Raw genomic sequence first — 16473 nt, forward strand, 5'->3', positions numbered from 1 at the left:
TTACGACGGGTCCCAATCCCGTTGTACTCTGTCTTCTATGCGAATTTCGCCAGATTCGCTTTCACTTCGCCCGTGAACCGCTCGATGTGGGCCAAAACGTGATCCATGGGGCTGAGCGTATCGTCCTCGATGAGGGGCGTCAGGTCCATCGCGAAATTGAGAAGGTGGCTGGCGTCAACCGCGTGGCTTTCATGGTAGGTGGCGTGAGCGCGGCGGCGGCCCATGGTGGCCAGATCGTAGCGCTTGCCGCCGACGACCTGAGAGTCGAACACGCTCACCAGGGCGGTCTGGATGTTCTCGTGCGCGTCGAGGCGCATCACGTGTTTGTCCGCGTCGATCATCCAGTCCAGGTCTCGCCACACTTCGCAGCCGAGCAGCGTTTTGGGACGCTTATCCCTGGGAAGCGACCGGATGGCGGCGAGGACCTTCATCGCGGTGCCGATGTGGGTCGGGTGCTTGTCCGCGAGATTGTGGGTGTACACGATTTCCGGCCGCGCGGCCAGAAGCAGCGCCGCGAGGTCCTCGACCGGGCCGGTCGCGGCGGGGTCCTTGACGGCGCTGCTGGGGAAATCGAGGAAGACCTGGGCGCCGTATTCGCCGACGAATGCGGCCTTCTTCTGCTCGAGGCGGCGGATTTTCTGCATCTCGGCATCGGTGTAGTTGGCGTACATATCATCGCGGGCGCTGCCGGCGCCGTTGGTGACGATCACGCCGGCGAACCATTTGTCCGCCAGGCCGAAGCAGTTGATCACACCCTCCATGGCCATGATCTCGATGTCATCCTGATGGGCCGAGATGCCCATATGGGTTGTCCGGGAGAGGGCTTCGGCCTCAGGCTTTTCATCCGGCACATATACGCCGGCGGTCGGTATTTTGAATTGCATTGTCACATTCCTTTGGAGGATTCAGAGGTCAGGGTTCGGGATTCAGCTTCCGGATCTCGGTCTGAATCCTGAATCCCGGATACTGAATCCTATTACTTCAAAGCGGGCAAACTGGCGGCGGCGATGCTCTGCCCCAACCGTTTCATCTTTTCATCGGGCGTTGAGAGCGTCAGCCTCGCGGCAATTTCGGGGAACTCGACGTTCAGCACTTCCTGCGCTTTCTTCACCACCAGGTTCCCGCCTTCGCCGGAAGTTACTCGGCCCAGAATCAGGAGGTGTTTCATCTCGTAAAAGTCGGCGAAGTGGGCGATGGCGTAACCGAACTCAATCCCGACGGATTCGTAGACTTTGCGGGCCGTTTCGTTGCCCTGCTTCATCATACCTTGCAGCGCCACAAGACGCTTCGGCAATTTGCCGCTCCCCAGGTCCAAACCGGCCTGCGCCGCGATCCGCGCCGTACCCTGCTGACAGAAATACTGCACCGCGCAGCCTTCATCTCCCGACCACTCGTCAGCGGGACCGTTCTCGCGATAGTCCACCGGCACGAAGGCCAGTTCATTCAGCCAGCCGGTGATGTTGCCTTCGCCGGTGACATAACCCGCGGCTACGGACGTTCCCATGGCGACCCCGAGGACCGGGTTTTCGCCGATGCTCATCGAAGCGGCAAGCGCGGTCACTTCGCCGTCATTGACAACTTCGATGGGCACGCCCATCTCCCTGCCAATACGGAGGAACATATCGGCGACCTGTGCCTCGAAGATGTCGCGCGGAATCCCGCGATAGAGCGAGCCGACGCGGACCCGGTTATTCACATAAATCCCGGCGGCGCTTCCGCCGATAGCATCAACGTGCTCCAGGTGAGCGGCCGCGCGCTTTATGCTGTCCATCACGCCATCGTAATGATACTGCGGATCCGCCTGATGGTAGGGGTCCCAGACGATCTCCTCGCTGAAGAGGACTTCGCCGTCTTTGACAGCGGCGGCCTTGCGGTCCGAGCCGCCGAGGTCGAAGCCGATGCGATTGCCGGCGAGGTGGCGGCCCAGAGGCACGGAGGTTTCCCGTTGTGCCGGCACGTCTTCGGGCGCGCATGTCACAACGGTAAACGGGTGCTCGTAGACCTTGCCCATGAAGTCAGCGTCGAAGGCGCGGGCGCCGCCTTCGCGGTAGCCGCCTCGAAGGTAATCACCGACGGCGGCGGGGCCGCCCGCGTACACCTTCCAAGCGCCGCGCTGCCAGAGCAGAAACTTGACGATCCGCTCCGCATACGGCAGGTTGAGTTCAAACCGTGGATCCCCCGGGGGAAAAACGATCGTCTCGTAGACGGATACCGAACCGTCCGCGCGTTCGAGGCCGAGTTTCAGCGGGATGCCGCCGCTTTCCGCCGCCGCCTTCCTGAAGGCGCGATTCACGAGAGAGGCTGGCGTAAAGTCCGGATCCAAAGGTGGCGTAAAGGCCGGACGAACGTCAAAGCCGGATGTCCAATTCACAACAGATACTCCTTGCGGGCTCCCCAAAAGCGGGGGGCGGTACTTGGCGGCTACAAAAACTATTGTATGGTGGCCGTGCGCATGTCTACTCGGATGGGGGTTTGGAAGTCCGGGTGGCGCGTTCGCCGGCGTACAGAACGCCGCGCGTTCGCCGGCGGCCAACCGGGCGAGCGGCCGCCACGGGGCGCCGGAGGCTTTTCTCGCGGGCGCATCACATAACCTATACTGGATTGTCTACATCGTTCCTAGAAAGGAAAACGCATTTGAAACACTGGATATTGGGCGCGGCCGTCCTCGCGGCAGGTCTGATTTTCGCCAATTCCCCCGCGGGAGCATTCCCGCCCGCCGCTCCGGCAGACCCGCACGCGGTACGGCCCGTCGGCTCGCCCCATGGCCCCAATCCGCTGAACCTTACCCCCGCGCAGCAGAAGAAGTTTGCGGCGTTGCAGATGAAATACCAGCCGCAGGCCATCAAGGCGATTCGGGGCGCGAAGACATCCGCGGATGTGCGGAAGAGACTGGCGCCCCTTGAGAAAAAGATGAATACGGAAGTGATGGCGATTCTCACGCCTGCCCAGCAGAAGAAATTCCGTGCGCTCAGGGCGGAAGCCGCGATGCGGGACAAAGCCGCCGCTGCTCACGCCGGGGTCGCCCCCAGGAAATAGCAGGCATCGGTACGCGCCGGGGAGACCACGGCCAATCGGCTTGAGAAAGCGTGACGCTGTGGTCGTCCCCGCAACGGCCTCCGGATGGGCGGTCGGATCGGAAAAGGGAAATCAAAATGAAGATACGGTTTGGCACGATGGCGGCGACGGGCATCGCTGTGCTGGCGCTGGCAACGGCGGCGCTGGCCTTTCCGGCGCAACCGGCGAATCCGCTGGGTTTGACCCCGGCTCAGAAGGAAAAGATCACCGCGATCAACAAGAAGGCGCGCGCAGAGGTCGCTGCGGTTCAGATGGGAACGGGAAAGCGGGAGGAGAAGACCGCCAAGATCGCACAGCTCACCCGGAAGTACGATGACGATGCTATGGCGGTGCTCACTCCGACCCAGCGCGCGAAGGTCCAGGCGCGCCGGCAGGCGAGGTTGAAGCAGATTCAGCAGATCCTGGCGGTCCAGAAAACTCTGACGCCCCAACAGAAGGCCAAGGCGCAGGCCATCAATGCGCGAATCGGGGCCAAGGCGCGGAAGATCCAGTCCGACCCCAAGCTGTCCGATGCACAGAAGAGGGCGCAATACATGGCGCTGCAGAAAGAGCAGCAGGCCGCTGAGTTGGCCATCCTCACCAACAAGCAGCGCGCCGCCCTGCCGAAATAACCTCCCAATGGCGAACCTCTTGGGCAGGGCCTTCACGCGGCGTGAGATCGAACAGCGCGTCGGGTGCATGGATCAATTAGCGTTCATCAGGCCCATGGCTCTGACCGATGGGCGAGGGCATGGCGTCCGAGGCTTCCAGGTCTCCACCGGGGGAGGGCTCGAGTTCAACGTTCTCGCGGACAGGTGCCTGGATATCCTGGATTTCCGGCACAACGGGCGCTCATTGTGCTGGCATTCCGGGGTGGGGCCGGTGTCCCCGGCGTACTATGAGGCCGAGGGCGACAACTTCCTTCGGTCGTTCTTCGGGGGGATGCTGACAACGGGCGGGCTGACGAACGCCGGCAGCGCTTGCGAGGACGAAGGCAGAGCCTACCCCTTGCACGGCCGCATCGCCAACACCCCGGCGGAGCGCGTTCGATGGAGCGCCGGCTGGGAAGGCGACGAGTACGTGCTGCGGATCGCCGGCGAGGTCCGCGAGACGCGCGTTTTCGGTCCGCGCCTGGTCCTCAAACGGCAGATCCGGACGGTACTGGGATCGTCATCCGTGACGATTGAGGACACCGTTGAGAACGAGGGGTTCAGCGAAGAGCCGTTCCTGCTCCTCTACCACGTCAACGCCGGGTTCCCCGTGCTGGACGAAGGATCTGAGGTGCGCATCGATTCGCGAGTCACGCCGCTGGGCGAGTTCGCCGCGTCCGGTCTCGATGCGTGGACGCGGGCGATCGCGCCTGTCCATAACATCGCCGAACAGTGCTACGTTCACGACGTTGTGCCGGACGCGGAGGGGATGGCGCAGGCGGAGCTCTGGAACGAGCGGATCGGGCTGGGCTTTCGCGTGCGCTATCGCAAGGCGGAGCTGCCGCACCTGTGGCAGTGGAAAATGATGGCGGAGCGGGACTATGTGATGGGGCTGGAACCCGTGAACTGCGGTCCCGGCGGGCGCGCGGCCGCCCGCGCCGCGAACCAGGTTGGCATCCTGCCCCCGCGCGGTTCCATCACGCATCGCGTCGTGCTGGAAGCGTTCGAGGGCTGAGAGTGCCCGTTGGCCTTGGCTTCAATCCCAGTTCTCGTGACGCGGGCGCCCCGGTACAGGCGCGCAGTGCGAGACGACTGACCGCCATCTGCCATTGATTTCTCACCGTCGGACGGGAATGAGCAGGCCTGAGATCGGCTTTTTTGTCATATTGTCGTGGCCCCACAGCGCAATGACACCCTCGTTCGATATGGCGACCGGCGTGCCCATCGTGTATCTCGCCAGGGTCTTCGGAGCAAGCCTGTCGTTTATCTCGAAGGGGGTCTGATCCCTCCGAGGGTCCGGCCAGATCAGCACCGTGTCTGGGTTCAGCTTTTCCGCCACGAGCATCCCAGTTTCATTCATCTGCATTCCACGGATAACACCACCTGCGAAGAGGCGTGTTTTCGTGCTGAGGATCTTGGTACCAATGTCCGGATCCCAATAGTAGTAAATCGCATTCATGTTGGGAGTGCGCCCTGTCCCTGCCACCGCGCGGCTCGTGCTAAACGACGTCTGATTCCGGCGATTATCTACTATATCGTTCAAGATGGGAATGTGCTCACCCTTCCGGGTGACGATGAACATGCCTGAGACATACCCATCTTCGGCGTAACGCCATAGGCTGTCGCCTCGGTTGTTGATCCGCACGGGTAGATACCTCTGATAGGGAAAGATCGTACGGCTTCCATCTATACCAAATACGCCGGGAATAGGCTGACCATCAGCGGTGTATGCGTATCCGACCATCTGTCCCTTGGTGTTGATGTCGCGAATCGTGGCGCCTTGGAACGTGGCCATTCTCCAGGCGAAACCGGTTCGGTTCGAGATTGAACCGAGTTGGGGAATGGCCAGTGTTGTGCCGGCCGCCCTGCTCGCCCATCGAATGATCCCAGTGTCGGTGACCTGAGCAGGTGAACCGGTGAATTTGCCGACAATTCGACCAGATTTCAGGACGGTACCGTCGCTGGTAGTGATCCACTGTCCATTTGGGCTCATGTGGGTGATCAAGCCGTTGGTACCGGTAAAGGGAATGAAATCATAGCGCGGGAGTGCGCCCCGATCGGCGGCGTGACAGGATACCTGGCAGGCGGCGATGATTGCCAACAGGATGGCTGGGCGTGATAACCATTTCATTGAAGTACTCTCCTCACCGAGTCGTCCCATGTTCAAATGTTGGGTTGCGGGACGCATCACGGACATAGACTGGCAAGCGAACGAGGCCGTTCCATTGACGGTGTTGTCGTGCGGCCGTCCGTGTTACCGCAACCCGTGGAGTTTAGCACTCTCGATTGGCCCCGGAACGGCCTAATCTAAGTGTGCGATTTCACACCCGGGGGTGCGGTATGCGGGGCTTGGGAAAGATGGCGTTGGTGAGCGTGATTCTGCCCGTGGCGGGCGGGATCGCCGCGTTGTCCCCCCGCGTTCACGTTGTCCCGTTCTCCACTTCCCGATTTGTGCTCCGCATCCACAGGGCAGCCACGCCCACCGGTGAGACGTTCGAGAAATACGTCTCAACCGTCCGGCCAAGGGCAGCGTTCAACGGCACATATTACGGCGAAGACGGCCAGCCCCTCGGCATCCTCCGCAGCGAGGGGAAATGGGTGTTCCGGGGCGGGCGCATGCAGACCGTATTCGCCGTGGACCGGAGTGGCCGCCCGCTGCTGCTATCCCGCGACGCCGTCCGCAAGGATCCGTCCCGGTACCCCTTCGCCATCGCGGCCGGCCCTCGACTCCTCAAAGATGGGGCCAACTGCGTTAACCCCGAATCCGAAGGATTCCGCGCGGCCGCGCGCAAGATACGGGCGAGCCGCGTGGCGCTGGGTGTCCGCAGAGATGGGATGGCGTTGGTGATCGTGGATGAGGACGCTGTCACGCTGAACGAATTCGCCGCCGTCTGCCGGAAGGCCGGCGCGGTGGATGCCGTGAACCTCGACGGCGGAGGCGCAACGGCCCTGTACCATCGCGGCAAGACAGTCGTCTCGCCGATGATCCCCATGGCGGACATCGTGACGATCTCGGACAAGTAGGCAGGAGTCAGGACCCAGGGGCGCGTGGGTTGTCATTCTGAACGAAGTGAAGAATCTCAACGTGACGTCGAGATGCTTCGCTTCGCTCAATATGACCATCGGGACTCTCACATCCGTCTCTCGGTAGGTTTGCTCCGGTCGGCGATGCCCCGTCATAGTGAAATCGACAATGCAAACGCAAGCGCACACTCGCCGCGGGAAGGGCCATCGCACGGCCTGGCTGGCGCTTCTCTGTCTCGCCCCGGCGACCACGCTGCTCGCCGTTGTGTTCGTCTACCCCATCCTCTCAACCCTCCTGGACTCCGTTTCGCATGTTTCCGCGCTCGCCGGCCGTACACACATTGGGACCACGGACAATTGGCGGGCGATCTTCGCGGACGCCGTCTTCGTGCGGGGCGTGCTGCCACGGACGATTTTCTGGACGGTTGGCGTAGTGACGCTCACCCTGGCCCTCTCTTTGCCCGCCGCGCTGCTGCTGCACGCTCCGTTCCGGGGCCGGAAATGGGCGCGCACCGCGATGCTGCTGCCTTGGGCCGTACCGCTTCCCATCGCCGCCATCGTGTGGCGTTTCATCCTGGACGGCCAGATCGGGACGCTGAACGCCCTCCTTGCCAAAGCAGGAATTCAAGGCCCGGTATGGCTGGCCCAGGCGGGAACGGCGTTTCCCATGGTGGTCTGGGTCGGAGTGTGGGCGAGCATACCGTTCACGGTGGTGACGCTTCTCGCGGGGCTGCAGGGTATCGGCTCCGATGTGATTGAGGCGGGCGCGTTGGACGGCGCTGTCGGCTGGAGCCGGTTCCGGTTCATTACCCTGCCGTTGCTGCGCCCGGTATTGAACGTGGCGGTGGTCCTGAATACGGTTTACGTGTTCAACTCGTTCCCGATCATCTGGGTGCTGACCCAGGGCGGTCCGGCGGGGAGCACGGATACGCTGATCACATACCTCTACAAGACGGCATTCCGGTTCAGCAGGCCGGGGCCGGCGCAGGCGATGGGAGTCGTCTCGTTCTGTGTTCTGCTGGTTTTCAGTCTGGTCTATTTGCGGGTGACGGAAGGAAATCGTGAGACATGAGTGGTGCTAACCGATTTGCGTGGATTGTAACGGCGGTCGCCGGGCTTTGCCTGATTGGCAATCCGGCCCTGGCGGCAAAGCAGATCATGCTGACCCTGCAGACAGCGCATATCCGCGCTTCGGTCCGCGTTAAGCCGGGCGTATACACGCTGGCCGATGCGGGCAAGGGCGCCGTGCAGATCGAGGCCGACGGCGTGACGGTCGATTTCCAGGGCGCAACGCTTCAGTCTCCCGCCACCCCCGGAGGGCGGCAGGAGATGTACGAGGGCGTCGGGATATCGGTGAACGGGCACAGGAACGTGACGATCCGTAACGCGGTGGTCCACGGCTACCAGTACAACGTCAAGGCGCTGAAATGCTCGGGCCTGAAGCTGCTGGACTGCGCGCTCGGGTGGTCGCGGTCGCAGAAGGTGATGGACGGCGGAAGCGTGAACTACATCTGGCTCGTCATCCGCGATCTGAACGCGTGGAAGAGCTACGGCGCGGGCGCCTGGCTGGAGGACTGCACCGGCTCGACCGTGGAGGGGATGCGGGCCAATCAGTGCCAGAACGGCCTGATGCTCGTCAACTCGAACCGCAATCGCGTCATCGGGTGCGACTTCTCCTATGAATCCGGCTGGGGGCTGGCGATGTGGAACTCCAGCGACAACCTCATCTGCTGGAACCAGGCGGACTTTGTGAACCGGCCGTGGGGCGGCGGCTGGGGAGGCGACTCCTCCGGCTTTGTTCTATGCTCCGGCAGCAACCGGAACGTGATCGCGTACAACTCCTTCACGCACGGCGGCGACGGCTACTTCCTGGCGACCCGGGACGGCGGGTTCAACGCACAGGGCAAATGGTTCACCCAGGGATCGTGCGACAACAACGTGGTGGCGTATAATGACGGCTCGTGGTCGCCCCACAACGCGTTTGAGAGCACGCTCGCTTCCGGCAACAAATATTACCATAACTGGGCAAACGAGTCGGACTACGGCTTCTGGCTGGGTTATTCGGTAAACAACGTTATTCGCGACAACCAGATCGTGGGAAGCCGTAACGACGGCATCGCGACCGAGCACGGCGCGGACAACTGGTACGTGAACAACGTCATCGAGCGGACCGGCGGCGCGGCGATCCACCTGTGGGGCGGCGGCGGCGAGCGCTACGCGCAAACGCCTTCCACGCGGAACCACATCATCGGCAACACGATCACGAAGGCGAGGAGCGCGTTCGACCTGACAAATTCACCGGGCAACTCCGCGTCAGGGAACGTCGTTCGCACGGCGCCGATTCCGGCAGGGTTCAAGCTCCCCTCGGGACCGAACGCGCCGGCCGACTACCGGATCGCACGGATGCTGGAGATAATGGCTGTGAAGCCAAAGGGATTCGCACTGTACCGGGACACAAATGGCCCAAAGGGCTGGGATTGGCTGGCGGCGACGGAGTACGGGATGCGGGACTACCGCGGAATGGCCGTTCCGTGGATGATGCAGGATGCAAAGACGCTGCGTCTTCTCGTCAGCCCGAAACTGGTCAAGAAGATCGCATTGCCGGACTGGATGACTATGAAGCCGGGGATGGCGCCGAACGAGCGGTTCGCCACCATCAAGGTGGGAGTGCGCGCGACCGGCGAGTACCGTCCGTTCAAGATCCAGGTCACCGGAAAGCGCGGCGAGCGGCAGACGATACAGGGGAAACTGCTGGACGCGGACTGGCAGGTCAAATGGTTCAAGTGGTTCCGGAACGACCCGGACGCCTACACGGATACCGCTGCGTGGGAAGCGCTGTTCGCCGGGAAGCCTCTCAAGGAAGAAGTCCTGCCGGCATTGCCCAACATCCCAGGCTACGGCTCACCCGGCCCCGGACTCCCGTCCGCGTACTTTGCACTCGTGGCGACCACGCATATAAAGTTCGAGGCCGGGAAGTACCGGTTCGACACGTTGTCCGACGACGGCATCCGCGTGCTGGTTGATGGCAAGCCGGTGGTGGACAACTGGACGCACCACGGCGGGATGAATGACTCGGGCACCGTCGCGCTTTCTGCGGGAGTACATTCGATTGAGGTGAGATACTGCCAGGAAAACGGAGCGTCGGCGCTGAGCGTGAATTGGCGGCGCAGCGACGGGTCGTAAGGGACTGGCAGGGATGGCCAGCGGAATTTGCCATTGAGCATCGGCCAATTCACATTTGACATTGTGCGAGTGGGGGCAGGCCTGAGTGATGGTACGGAGGATTACCAATGACGCCGAATGATCTTTCCGAAAGGCTTATGGGTTTCGCAGCGGACGTTGGGCTTCTTTGTGAGAAGATTCCGGACACGCGACTAGGCCGGCATATCGCCGGCCAGATCGTACGAAGTGCGACCTCGCCGGCGCCCAACTATGAGGAAGCTCGGGCTGCCGAGAGTCGAGGCGACTTCATTCACAAGATGAGCATCTCTCTGAAGGAGCTCAGGGAGTCCCGTTGTTGGTTGAGAATGCTTGACCGGGCCCAACTCGTGCCTCTGGAACTCCTCCGTCCCTCGCTCGACGAGTGCGATCAGCTCTGCAATATTCTCGGCCAATCGATCAACACCGCCCGCGAAAATGACAGGCGTCGAGAGAAGGGGGCTGCTCCCGCCAATGTCAAATGTCAAATGGATGATGACTGATGGCAAATGCCCGTCTCATCCGCCCTCTCGCTCTCGCCGCCTACCTCGCCCTCGCTCTGGCTCCTTTCCTCGTCATGCTTCTCACCGCCTTGAAGCCGGACGGCGAGGTTGCCACTCATCCTCTCCTTCCAAACCACTGGATGTGGAGCAACCTCATTTCTGCGTGGAACGGACCGCTGTCCGGATACTTCCGCAACAGCCTGATTCTGGCGACGGAAAGCACGCTGCTGAACCTCTCTCTCGCCTTGCCGGCGGCCTATGCGTTGGCGCGCCTTCCGGTGCCCGGCGCGCGGCTGTGGCGGCACGCGCTGCTGGCGACCCAGATGTTCTCGCCCATCGTGGTCGTGGTCTCGCTCTACCGCCTGGCGGCGACCGTGGGGCTGACGGACAAGCTGGGCGCGCTGGTCCTGGTCAACGCGGCCTATTCGCTGGCGTTCGCGGTCTGGCTGCTAACCGCGTATCTGGCGGCTGTCCCCGAGGAGATGGAAGAGGCCGCGAGGATCGACGGGTGTTCCCGCATGGGCGCGTTCTGGCGCGTGATTCTGCCCGTGGCGGGACCCGGAGTGGTGACGACGGTCGTGTTCGTCTTCATCGCCGCCTGGAACGAGTTCGTGGTGGCGTTCACGTTCCTCTCCTCACCCCAGAACAAGCCGCTGACGGTCGGTATCTACGATTTCGCCAGCGCCTACGCCCCACAGTGGCCGCTGCTGATGGCGGCCTCGCTCTGGGCCATCCTCCCGGTAGTGCTGCTGTTCGCGGCCATCGAAGGTCGGTTGGCGGAGGGCCTGACGGCCGGCGCGGTGAAGTGATGCCTGGGAATTGAGGGCAGAGGGGAAAGAGCCGCGGGTTCAGCCACTCTCCTGTAACTTGCCCGGGCATCTTCGTGTTTCCCGCTCGGAACACCTCACTGAAAGGAGACACGAAAAATGCCGTCAACAGAAGATCTGATTGCCGCGATTCACCTGGGGGACACCGAGACCGTGGAGTCTCTGCTGCTCATTGATCCGACTCTCGCCGAGTCGCGGAACGGGCTGTCGCCCATCCTGGCGGCCTTGTACGACCGGCAGGATGACATCCTCGAGATGCTTCTGAATGAACTGCCGCTGCTCACCGTATCCGAGGCGGCCGCGCTGGGGCAGGTCGACGCGCTGAAGGCGCTGCTGCAGGGGCACGCCGCCGACGCAAACCTCCTCTCCGGTGACGGATGGACGCCGCTACACCTGGCGTGCTTCTTCAATGAACCTCTTGTCGTAGAAGTGCTCCTCGAGATGGGCGCGGACACCGAAATCGTATCCGCCAACCCCACCGCCGTCACGCCGCTTCAGAGTGCGCTGGCTGCGGGGGCGGAAGGGATCGCGCGGAACCTCATCGAACACGGCGCGAATATCCACCTTTCCGGCTGGTCGCCCCTGCACTACGCGGCCGCCAACAACCTGCCGGATACCGCGGAATATCTCATTGCCCGAGGGGCGGACATCAACGCCCTCAATCCGGACAACGAAACCCCGCTCGCGCTGGCTCAGCGTTCCGGCAACTTGGAAACGGCCGCAATTCTTTCCATGCACGGCGCGCGGGCGTGATCATTCGCGTTCCGTCAACTGTCCTGTTAACCTCGTCGACCCGTTCGCCGACATGGGATTCAAAGCCCTCCGGGCGCCCAACAAATAAGCGGGGAGACATAATAAGCACAGTATAAGGACAGAAAGTTTGACCGGTGGGCTCATGGTGATATTATCATGGTGGTAGACGCTGTCCGGAATCTCGCGGCCAACCGCGAACAACCTGTAGACCGAGATGGAACGACCAACGTCACCAGAGCCACCGTCGGGCGATGCTTATGCGCCCCTCTCCTTCAGCCTGAATCAGGCTGCAGCGCTCTGTGGCGTGTCTGCCCACGAACTCTGGGAGTGGACAACGTGCGGCTATGTGCGCACGACCGGGATGGCCGAAGGCGGACGGTATGACCGCGAGTCCCTTCGACAGATCCTGGCGTTGCGGGAGGCGGTCCGCTCCGAGCATAACCCTGCTCCGCCATCCGAATCCGGCGCCGATGACCGGAACGGCTTTGACGGGGATTCGACCAGGGCATGCGAATTCTCCCTTCCAGTCTCAGCTATGGACGACACGCATCTAACGATTCAAACAGATCTTTACTTCGCTCTGAACGCGGGCGCGGCAGCCGGCGCGGAGGATCTGGCCGACCATTTTGAAGTGGATATGGAGCAAATGAGCTGTGTTCTGGACCGGATGGTTCAGAGCCGTCAACTGGTGCGGATTCGCCAGGGCTCCGTGATCGTCTTCCGCTCCGCCCGCACTCAACTTCACGGTCCCAGCGTTCGGGAACAACGCATCCACGCGACGCGCCGGCCCCGCGTGCCCACCCGTCCCGTCTGAGCCCCCACCCGGGGATTCAGGGTTCGGGATTCCACCGTGCCACCCCCTTCGCTGCGTCCGCCTCCCTCCGTCGCCAAATTGCGCCGGAACGCGAGGGGGCGTTCAGTCGTTCTAATGTAGTGGATGCTATTCGCGATCTCGATAGCGAAGGCTCACGGTCCCAGTGCACCCGCCCCAACGGGTAGAAAGGATTCCAACCTATGCGACAGATTACAGCACTTGTTGTGCTTCTAGGAATGACCGCCGGCGCGTTCGCCGCCCCGAAGATGCCCGCCAAGGGCACCAAGATGACGGCGGCCCAGTGCTCGGCGGCTTGCACGCAGCACATGAAGGCCAAGGGCATGAAGGGTTCATGCTCAATCGCGGCCTGCAAGAGCGGCGCCTGCCCGATGATGGGCAAGATGGGCAAGACCGCGCCGAAGGCGCACCCCAAGGCCAAGAAGTAACAACGGCTTCGGAAATACAGATTCAACGGGGAGGCAGCCATCACCGGCAGCCTTCCCGTTGTCCTGTGTGGACCGGGATTGAGGGTTTGTAGTTCGGGGCGGGGGAGAGACGGCCGGATGTCGAAGATAGGCCCTGGGGGCAAATACGAAGAAGGCCGCCTGTCATGGCGGCTACGGTCTTCGCCCGGTCGTGTGCCTGGTCCCTGGCTCCTGACACACGACCGGGGAAGTCATCCCACGCGGCAATAACCGCTATGAGAGCGGCGGTTGATCTTAGGCGCTCTTTGCGTGCCGGCTCAGCCAACATCCCACTGGGCCTGGTCTATTGATGGATCCGGCACAAGCGCTTCGATTTCCCGTCGGGAGTGCCTTTCGGCGCCCAAACTGAAGAATGGCAAGAACCGCGCCACAAGCGGACGGACGGTAAAAAAGATTGCATCCGTGCTGAACCATTGGACCCATGGCGGGTTAGTTCCGATAGATGATGCCGCTTCCACCGCTGGTTGTATGCCGGTTGGGTCAAAAAACGTCAGTTGGCGCCGGGATTTGACACGGCGAGCCATGCGTGGTAGACTGGCATTGGGACTGTAAGGTCCAGGATTTTTATGTTTGCACGGTGCGTGCGTTCGGCGAAGTGATCGCCGTACTTCTGTCATACACCTGGTCATAGGCTGTGTTGGGCGCTGAGATGGGCTGCAAACCCGTCCCGCCCGCGACAGACTGAGGAGTCTGCCCTAACCGGCCAACTGAAACTTGACATACCTCGCCGTTGGGGAAAACCAGCGCAGCGAGATAGATAGCGTCCCGATCGGGACGCACTCGGGCCTTTCGGCCCGCAAGCCAGGAGTTCCAGAAACCGGAACGCGCGCCCCGCGCCTGAAAGAGGCAAAGGGTTGCAGAAAGAAATTTTCGTAAACGTCGACCTGCGCGAGACTCGCGTGGCGGTCGTCGAAAGCGGACAACTGGTTGAACTCCACATCGAGCGCGAAGAGCGCGTGGTGGGGAGCATTTACAAAGCGAAGGTCAGCAACGTGCTGCCAGGCATGGACGCCGCCTTCGTTGACATCGGTCTCGAGAAAAACGCGTTCCTTTACGTGGGCGATATTCTCGCAGACGAAGCACTTCCCCCCGTAACCACCGAGGAAAAGTCCAAGGCCCGCTCTTCGCGCCGCCGGACGGATCCGAACGCCAAGATTCGCGATCTGGTCAAAACCGGCCAGGAAATCCTGGTGCAGGTCGTCAAGGCCCCCCGCGGAACAAAGGGCGCCCGCGTTTCCACCCGCGTGTCCATCGCGGGGCGCTACCTCGTATTCATGCCGGATGCCGGCAATATCGGCATCTCCCGCAAAATCGAGGAAGGCAAGGAGCGCGACCGGCTCAAACGGATCGGCGAGAAAATCCGCACGGAAGGCGGGATCATTATCCGCACCGAAGCGGAAGGTCGCTCTGAGGCCGACCTGCAGGACGATTACGATTACCTCCTGCGGACCTGGAAGCAGATTCTGGAGCGCGCCCGCACCGCCCCTCCCGCCAGCATCATCCATCAGGAACTGGGCCTTCTCTTCCGCGTGATCCGCGATATGCTCAGCTCCGACGTGTATGCGGTGGTCATCGACGATAAGACCGACTACCAGAAAGCCCTGGAACTGGCGCAGGCGATGTCTCCCCGCCTCGCGGAAAAGGTCCAGCACTACGAGGAGAAGGTCCCCATTTTCGATGCGTTCGGCATTGAGAAAGAAGTCGACCGCCTCCTGAAGCCCAAGATCTGGATGAAGTCGGGCGGATACCTGCTGATCGACGAAACGGAGGCGCTCACATCCATCGACGTCAATACCGGCAAATTCGTCGGCAGCACAAGCCTGAATGAGACCATCCTGCGGACCAACCTCGAGGCGGTGACCGAGATCGTCCGGCAGCTCAGGTTCCGGGACCTCGGCGGCATGATCGTGCTCGACTTCATCGACATGTCCAGCGCCTCCGACCGCCAACTGGTGATGCGCGCCATGGATACCGCCCTCAAGGACGACCGGACGCGGACGAAGGTCGCCAGCATTTCGCCGCTGGGCCTCATCGAAATGACGCGCAAGCGAACCGGGGAGAACCTCACAGAATTCCTGCGCGATAAGTGCCCCTATTGCGAGGGCCGCGCAACGATTCAGGACACCGTAACGACCGCCGTGGGCATCGACCGGCAGGTGCGGGATCGCTCCGCCAAGGACAATTCCTTCGCCTACCTGGTGGCGATGCACCCGGATGTGGCGGTGGTTTTCGTCGGTGAACACGGCAGCGCGGTGGATAAGCTGGAAAAGGAGATGGGGAAGGCTATCTATGTGCGGCCTGACCCAACGGCGCACCGCGAGAAGTTCGCCATCGCACCGGCGGACATACCCTCCATGGACCGGCTGATGAAGGGCCTGAAGCCTGGCAAGACGCTGGACCTGGCCATCGAAATGCACGGGACCGGCGACGACGCGCGGCCAATCGCCTGGTATAACGGCGTCCTCGTGGATGTGCCGAACGGCGCCGCCCACGTCGGGCAGACTCACGCGGTGAAACTCACCCACGTATCCCGCTCCTACATGGTCGGTGACCTTGTGGGTGTGCCGCCTATCGCGAACCTGCAACTTGCGCCGGAACCCGATATCGAGGAGATTTACACCAAGGCGGCGATCAAGGAAGAGCGCGATCTAGTGCCCTCAACCGCTCTGGAGCGCGAGTTCTCCGCCGAGAGCAGGGGCCGTGACCGCTACCGCCGTCACGAAAAGCCGCGCGATGCCGAAAAGCCGGAAGAAGTGGTGGCTGCGCCTGTGGTCCCCGTTGAGGCCGCACCGGTGGCCGAAGCGCCTGAGACGCAGGCGAAACCGGAACGCGATGGAGGGCGCCGTCGCCGTCGCCGCCGTGGCCGCCGGGACGACACGGAAATGAGCCCGGAGACCCGGGTCACGGTGGCGCCGTCCAGCGAAGCCATCCACAGCCTCGGGATCACCGTTCTTGAGCCGTTCCCGCGGGTATCTATCCCGGTTTTGATGGCCCAGGATGGGGCCACGGAACACACGCTCACCGTTACGGAATCGGCTCCTCGCCCGCGGAGGCGCTGGCAGTGGCGCAAACGCCGCAAAGGCGGCGAGTAGCGCTTCTGACGCGGCGCCGGAGCGCGTCGTTTGACGGGCCGCTTTCAGGTGGTTTATAATAGAGGGCGCTTTG

The 16473-nt window shown here is 62.3% G+C and carries 15 protein-coding genes; 12 read left to right on the forward strand and 3 right to left on the reverse strand.

The features are described from left to right. Positions 1–35 precede the first annotated feature (35 nt). Both VGM51_02965 and VGM51_02970 read right to left on the reverse strand, forming a co-directional pair. Positions 36–884: a PIG-L family deacetylase gene (locus VGM51_02965; protein ID HEY3411998.1), complete on the reverse strand. Its 849-nt coding sequence runs from the start codon at positions 882–884 to the stop codon at positions 36–38. A 92-nt stretch (positions 885–976) separates the two neighbouring features. After that, a complete protein-coding gene (locus VGM51_02970; GenBank protein HEY3411999.1) occupies positions 977–2371 on the reverse strand; it encodes an ROK family protein in 1395 nt (464 codons plus the stop codon). Positions 2372–2634: 263 nt separating this feature from the next. Between VGM51_02970 and VGM51_02975 the strand changes: the two genes are divergently transcribed. The 3 genes from VGM51_02975 to VGM51_02985 all read left to right on the forward strand — a co-directional run bounded on the left by VGM51_02975 (position 2635) and on the right by VGM51_02985 (position 4719). Beyond that, on the forward strand, positions 2635–3036 hold the full coding sequence (locus VGM51_02975) for a hypothetical protein (protein ID HEY3412000.1): 402 nt from the start codon (positions 2635–2637) through the stop codon (positions 3034–3036). A 116-nt stretch (positions 3037–3152) separates the two neighbouring features. Next, on the forward strand, positions 3153–3686 hold the full coding sequence (locus tag VGM51_02980) for a hypothetical protein (protein HEY3412001.1): 534 nt from the start codon (positions 3153–3155) through the stop codon (positions 3684–3686). A 7-nt stretch (positions 3687–3693) separates the two neighbouring features. Further along, the gene (locus tag VGM51_02985) at positions 3694–4719 is read left to right on the forward strand and encodes an aldose 1-epimerase family protein (GenBank protein HEY3412002.1); all 1026 of its coding nucleotides are present in this window, start codon (positions 3694–3696) and stop codon (positions 4717–4719) included. A 102-nt stretch (positions 4720–4821) separates the two neighbouring features. Here VGM51_02985 and VGM51_02990 read toward each other — a convergent pair whose 3' ends face one another. Beyond that, complete coding sequence (locus VGM51_02990; protein HEY3412003.1) at positions 4822–5805, reverse strand: hypothetical protein; 984 nt, start codon at positions 5803–5805, stop codon at positions 4822–4824. A gap of 239 nt (positions 5806–6044) precedes the next feature. Between VGM51_02990 and VGM51_02995 the strand changes: the two genes are divergently transcribed. The 9 genes from VGM51_02995 to VGM51_03035 all read left to right on the forward strand — a co-directional run bounded on the left by VGM51_02995 (position 6045) and on the right by VGM51_03035 (position 16400). Continuing rightward, a complete protein-coding gene (locus VGM51_02995; protein ID HEY3412004.1) occupies positions 6045–6728 on the forward strand; it encodes a phosphodiester glycosidase family protein in 684 nt (227 codons plus the stop codon). Positions 6729–6897: 169 nt separating this feature from the next. Then, a complete protein-coding gene (locus tag VGM51_03000; protein ID HEY3412005.1) occupies positions 6898–7800 on the forward strand; it encodes a sugar ABC transporter permease in 903 nt (300 codons plus the stop codon). Continuing rightward, the gene (locus tag VGM51_03005) at positions 7797–9911 is read left to right on the forward strand and encodes a NosD domain-containing protein (protein HEY3412006.1); all 2115 of its coding nucleotides are present in this window, start codon (positions 7797–7799) and stop codon (positions 9909–9911) included. The genes VGM51_03000 and VGM51_03005 overlap by 4 nt, the downstream gene beginning before the upstream one ends. A gap of 107 nt (positions 9912–10018) precedes the next feature. After that, on the forward strand, positions 10019–10429 hold the full coding sequence (locus tag VGM51_03010; GenBank protein HEY3412007.1) for a four helix bundle protein: 411 nt from the start codon (positions 10019–10021) through the stop codon (positions 10427–10429). Beyond that, the gene (locus VGM51_03015) at positions 10429–11238 is read left to right on the forward strand and encodes a carbohydrate ABC transporter permease (GenBank protein HEY3412008.1); all 810 of its coding nucleotides are present in this window, start codon (positions 10429–10431) and stop codon (positions 11236–11238) included. Before VGM51_03010 ends, VGM51_03015 begins: the two co-directional genes overlap by 1 nt. Positions 11239–11355: 117 nt before the next feature. Beyond that, complete coding sequence (locus VGM51_03020) at positions 11356–12009, forward strand: ankyrin repeat domain-containing protein (protein HEY3412009.1); 654 nt, start codon at positions 11356–11358, stop codon at positions 12007–12009. Between the two features lie 214 nt (positions 12010–12223). Then, a complete protein-coding gene (locus tag VGM51_03025) occupies positions 12224–12823 on the forward strand; it encodes a hypothetical protein (GenBank protein ID HEY3412010.1) in 600 nt (199 codons plus the stop codon). A 200-nt stretch (positions 12824–13023) separates the two neighbouring features. Next, a complete protein-coding gene (locus VGM51_03030; GenBank protein ID HEY3412011.1) occupies positions 13024–13269 on the forward strand; it encodes a hypothetical protein in 246 nt (81 codons plus the stop codon). A gap of 893 nt (positions 13270–14162) precedes the next feature. Beyond that, the gene (locus VGM51_03035; protein ID HEY3412012.1) at positions 14163–16400 is read left to right on the forward strand and encodes an Rne/Rng family ribonuclease; all 2238 of its coding nucleotides are present in this window, start codon (positions 14163–14165) and stop codon (positions 16398–16400) included. The last annotated feature ends 73 nt before the right edge of the window (positions 16401–16473 follow it).

Source organism: Armatimonadota bacterium, assembly GCA_036504095.1.
GTDB lineage: Bacteria > Armatimonadota > DTGP01 > JAKQQT01 > JAKQQT01 > DASXUL01.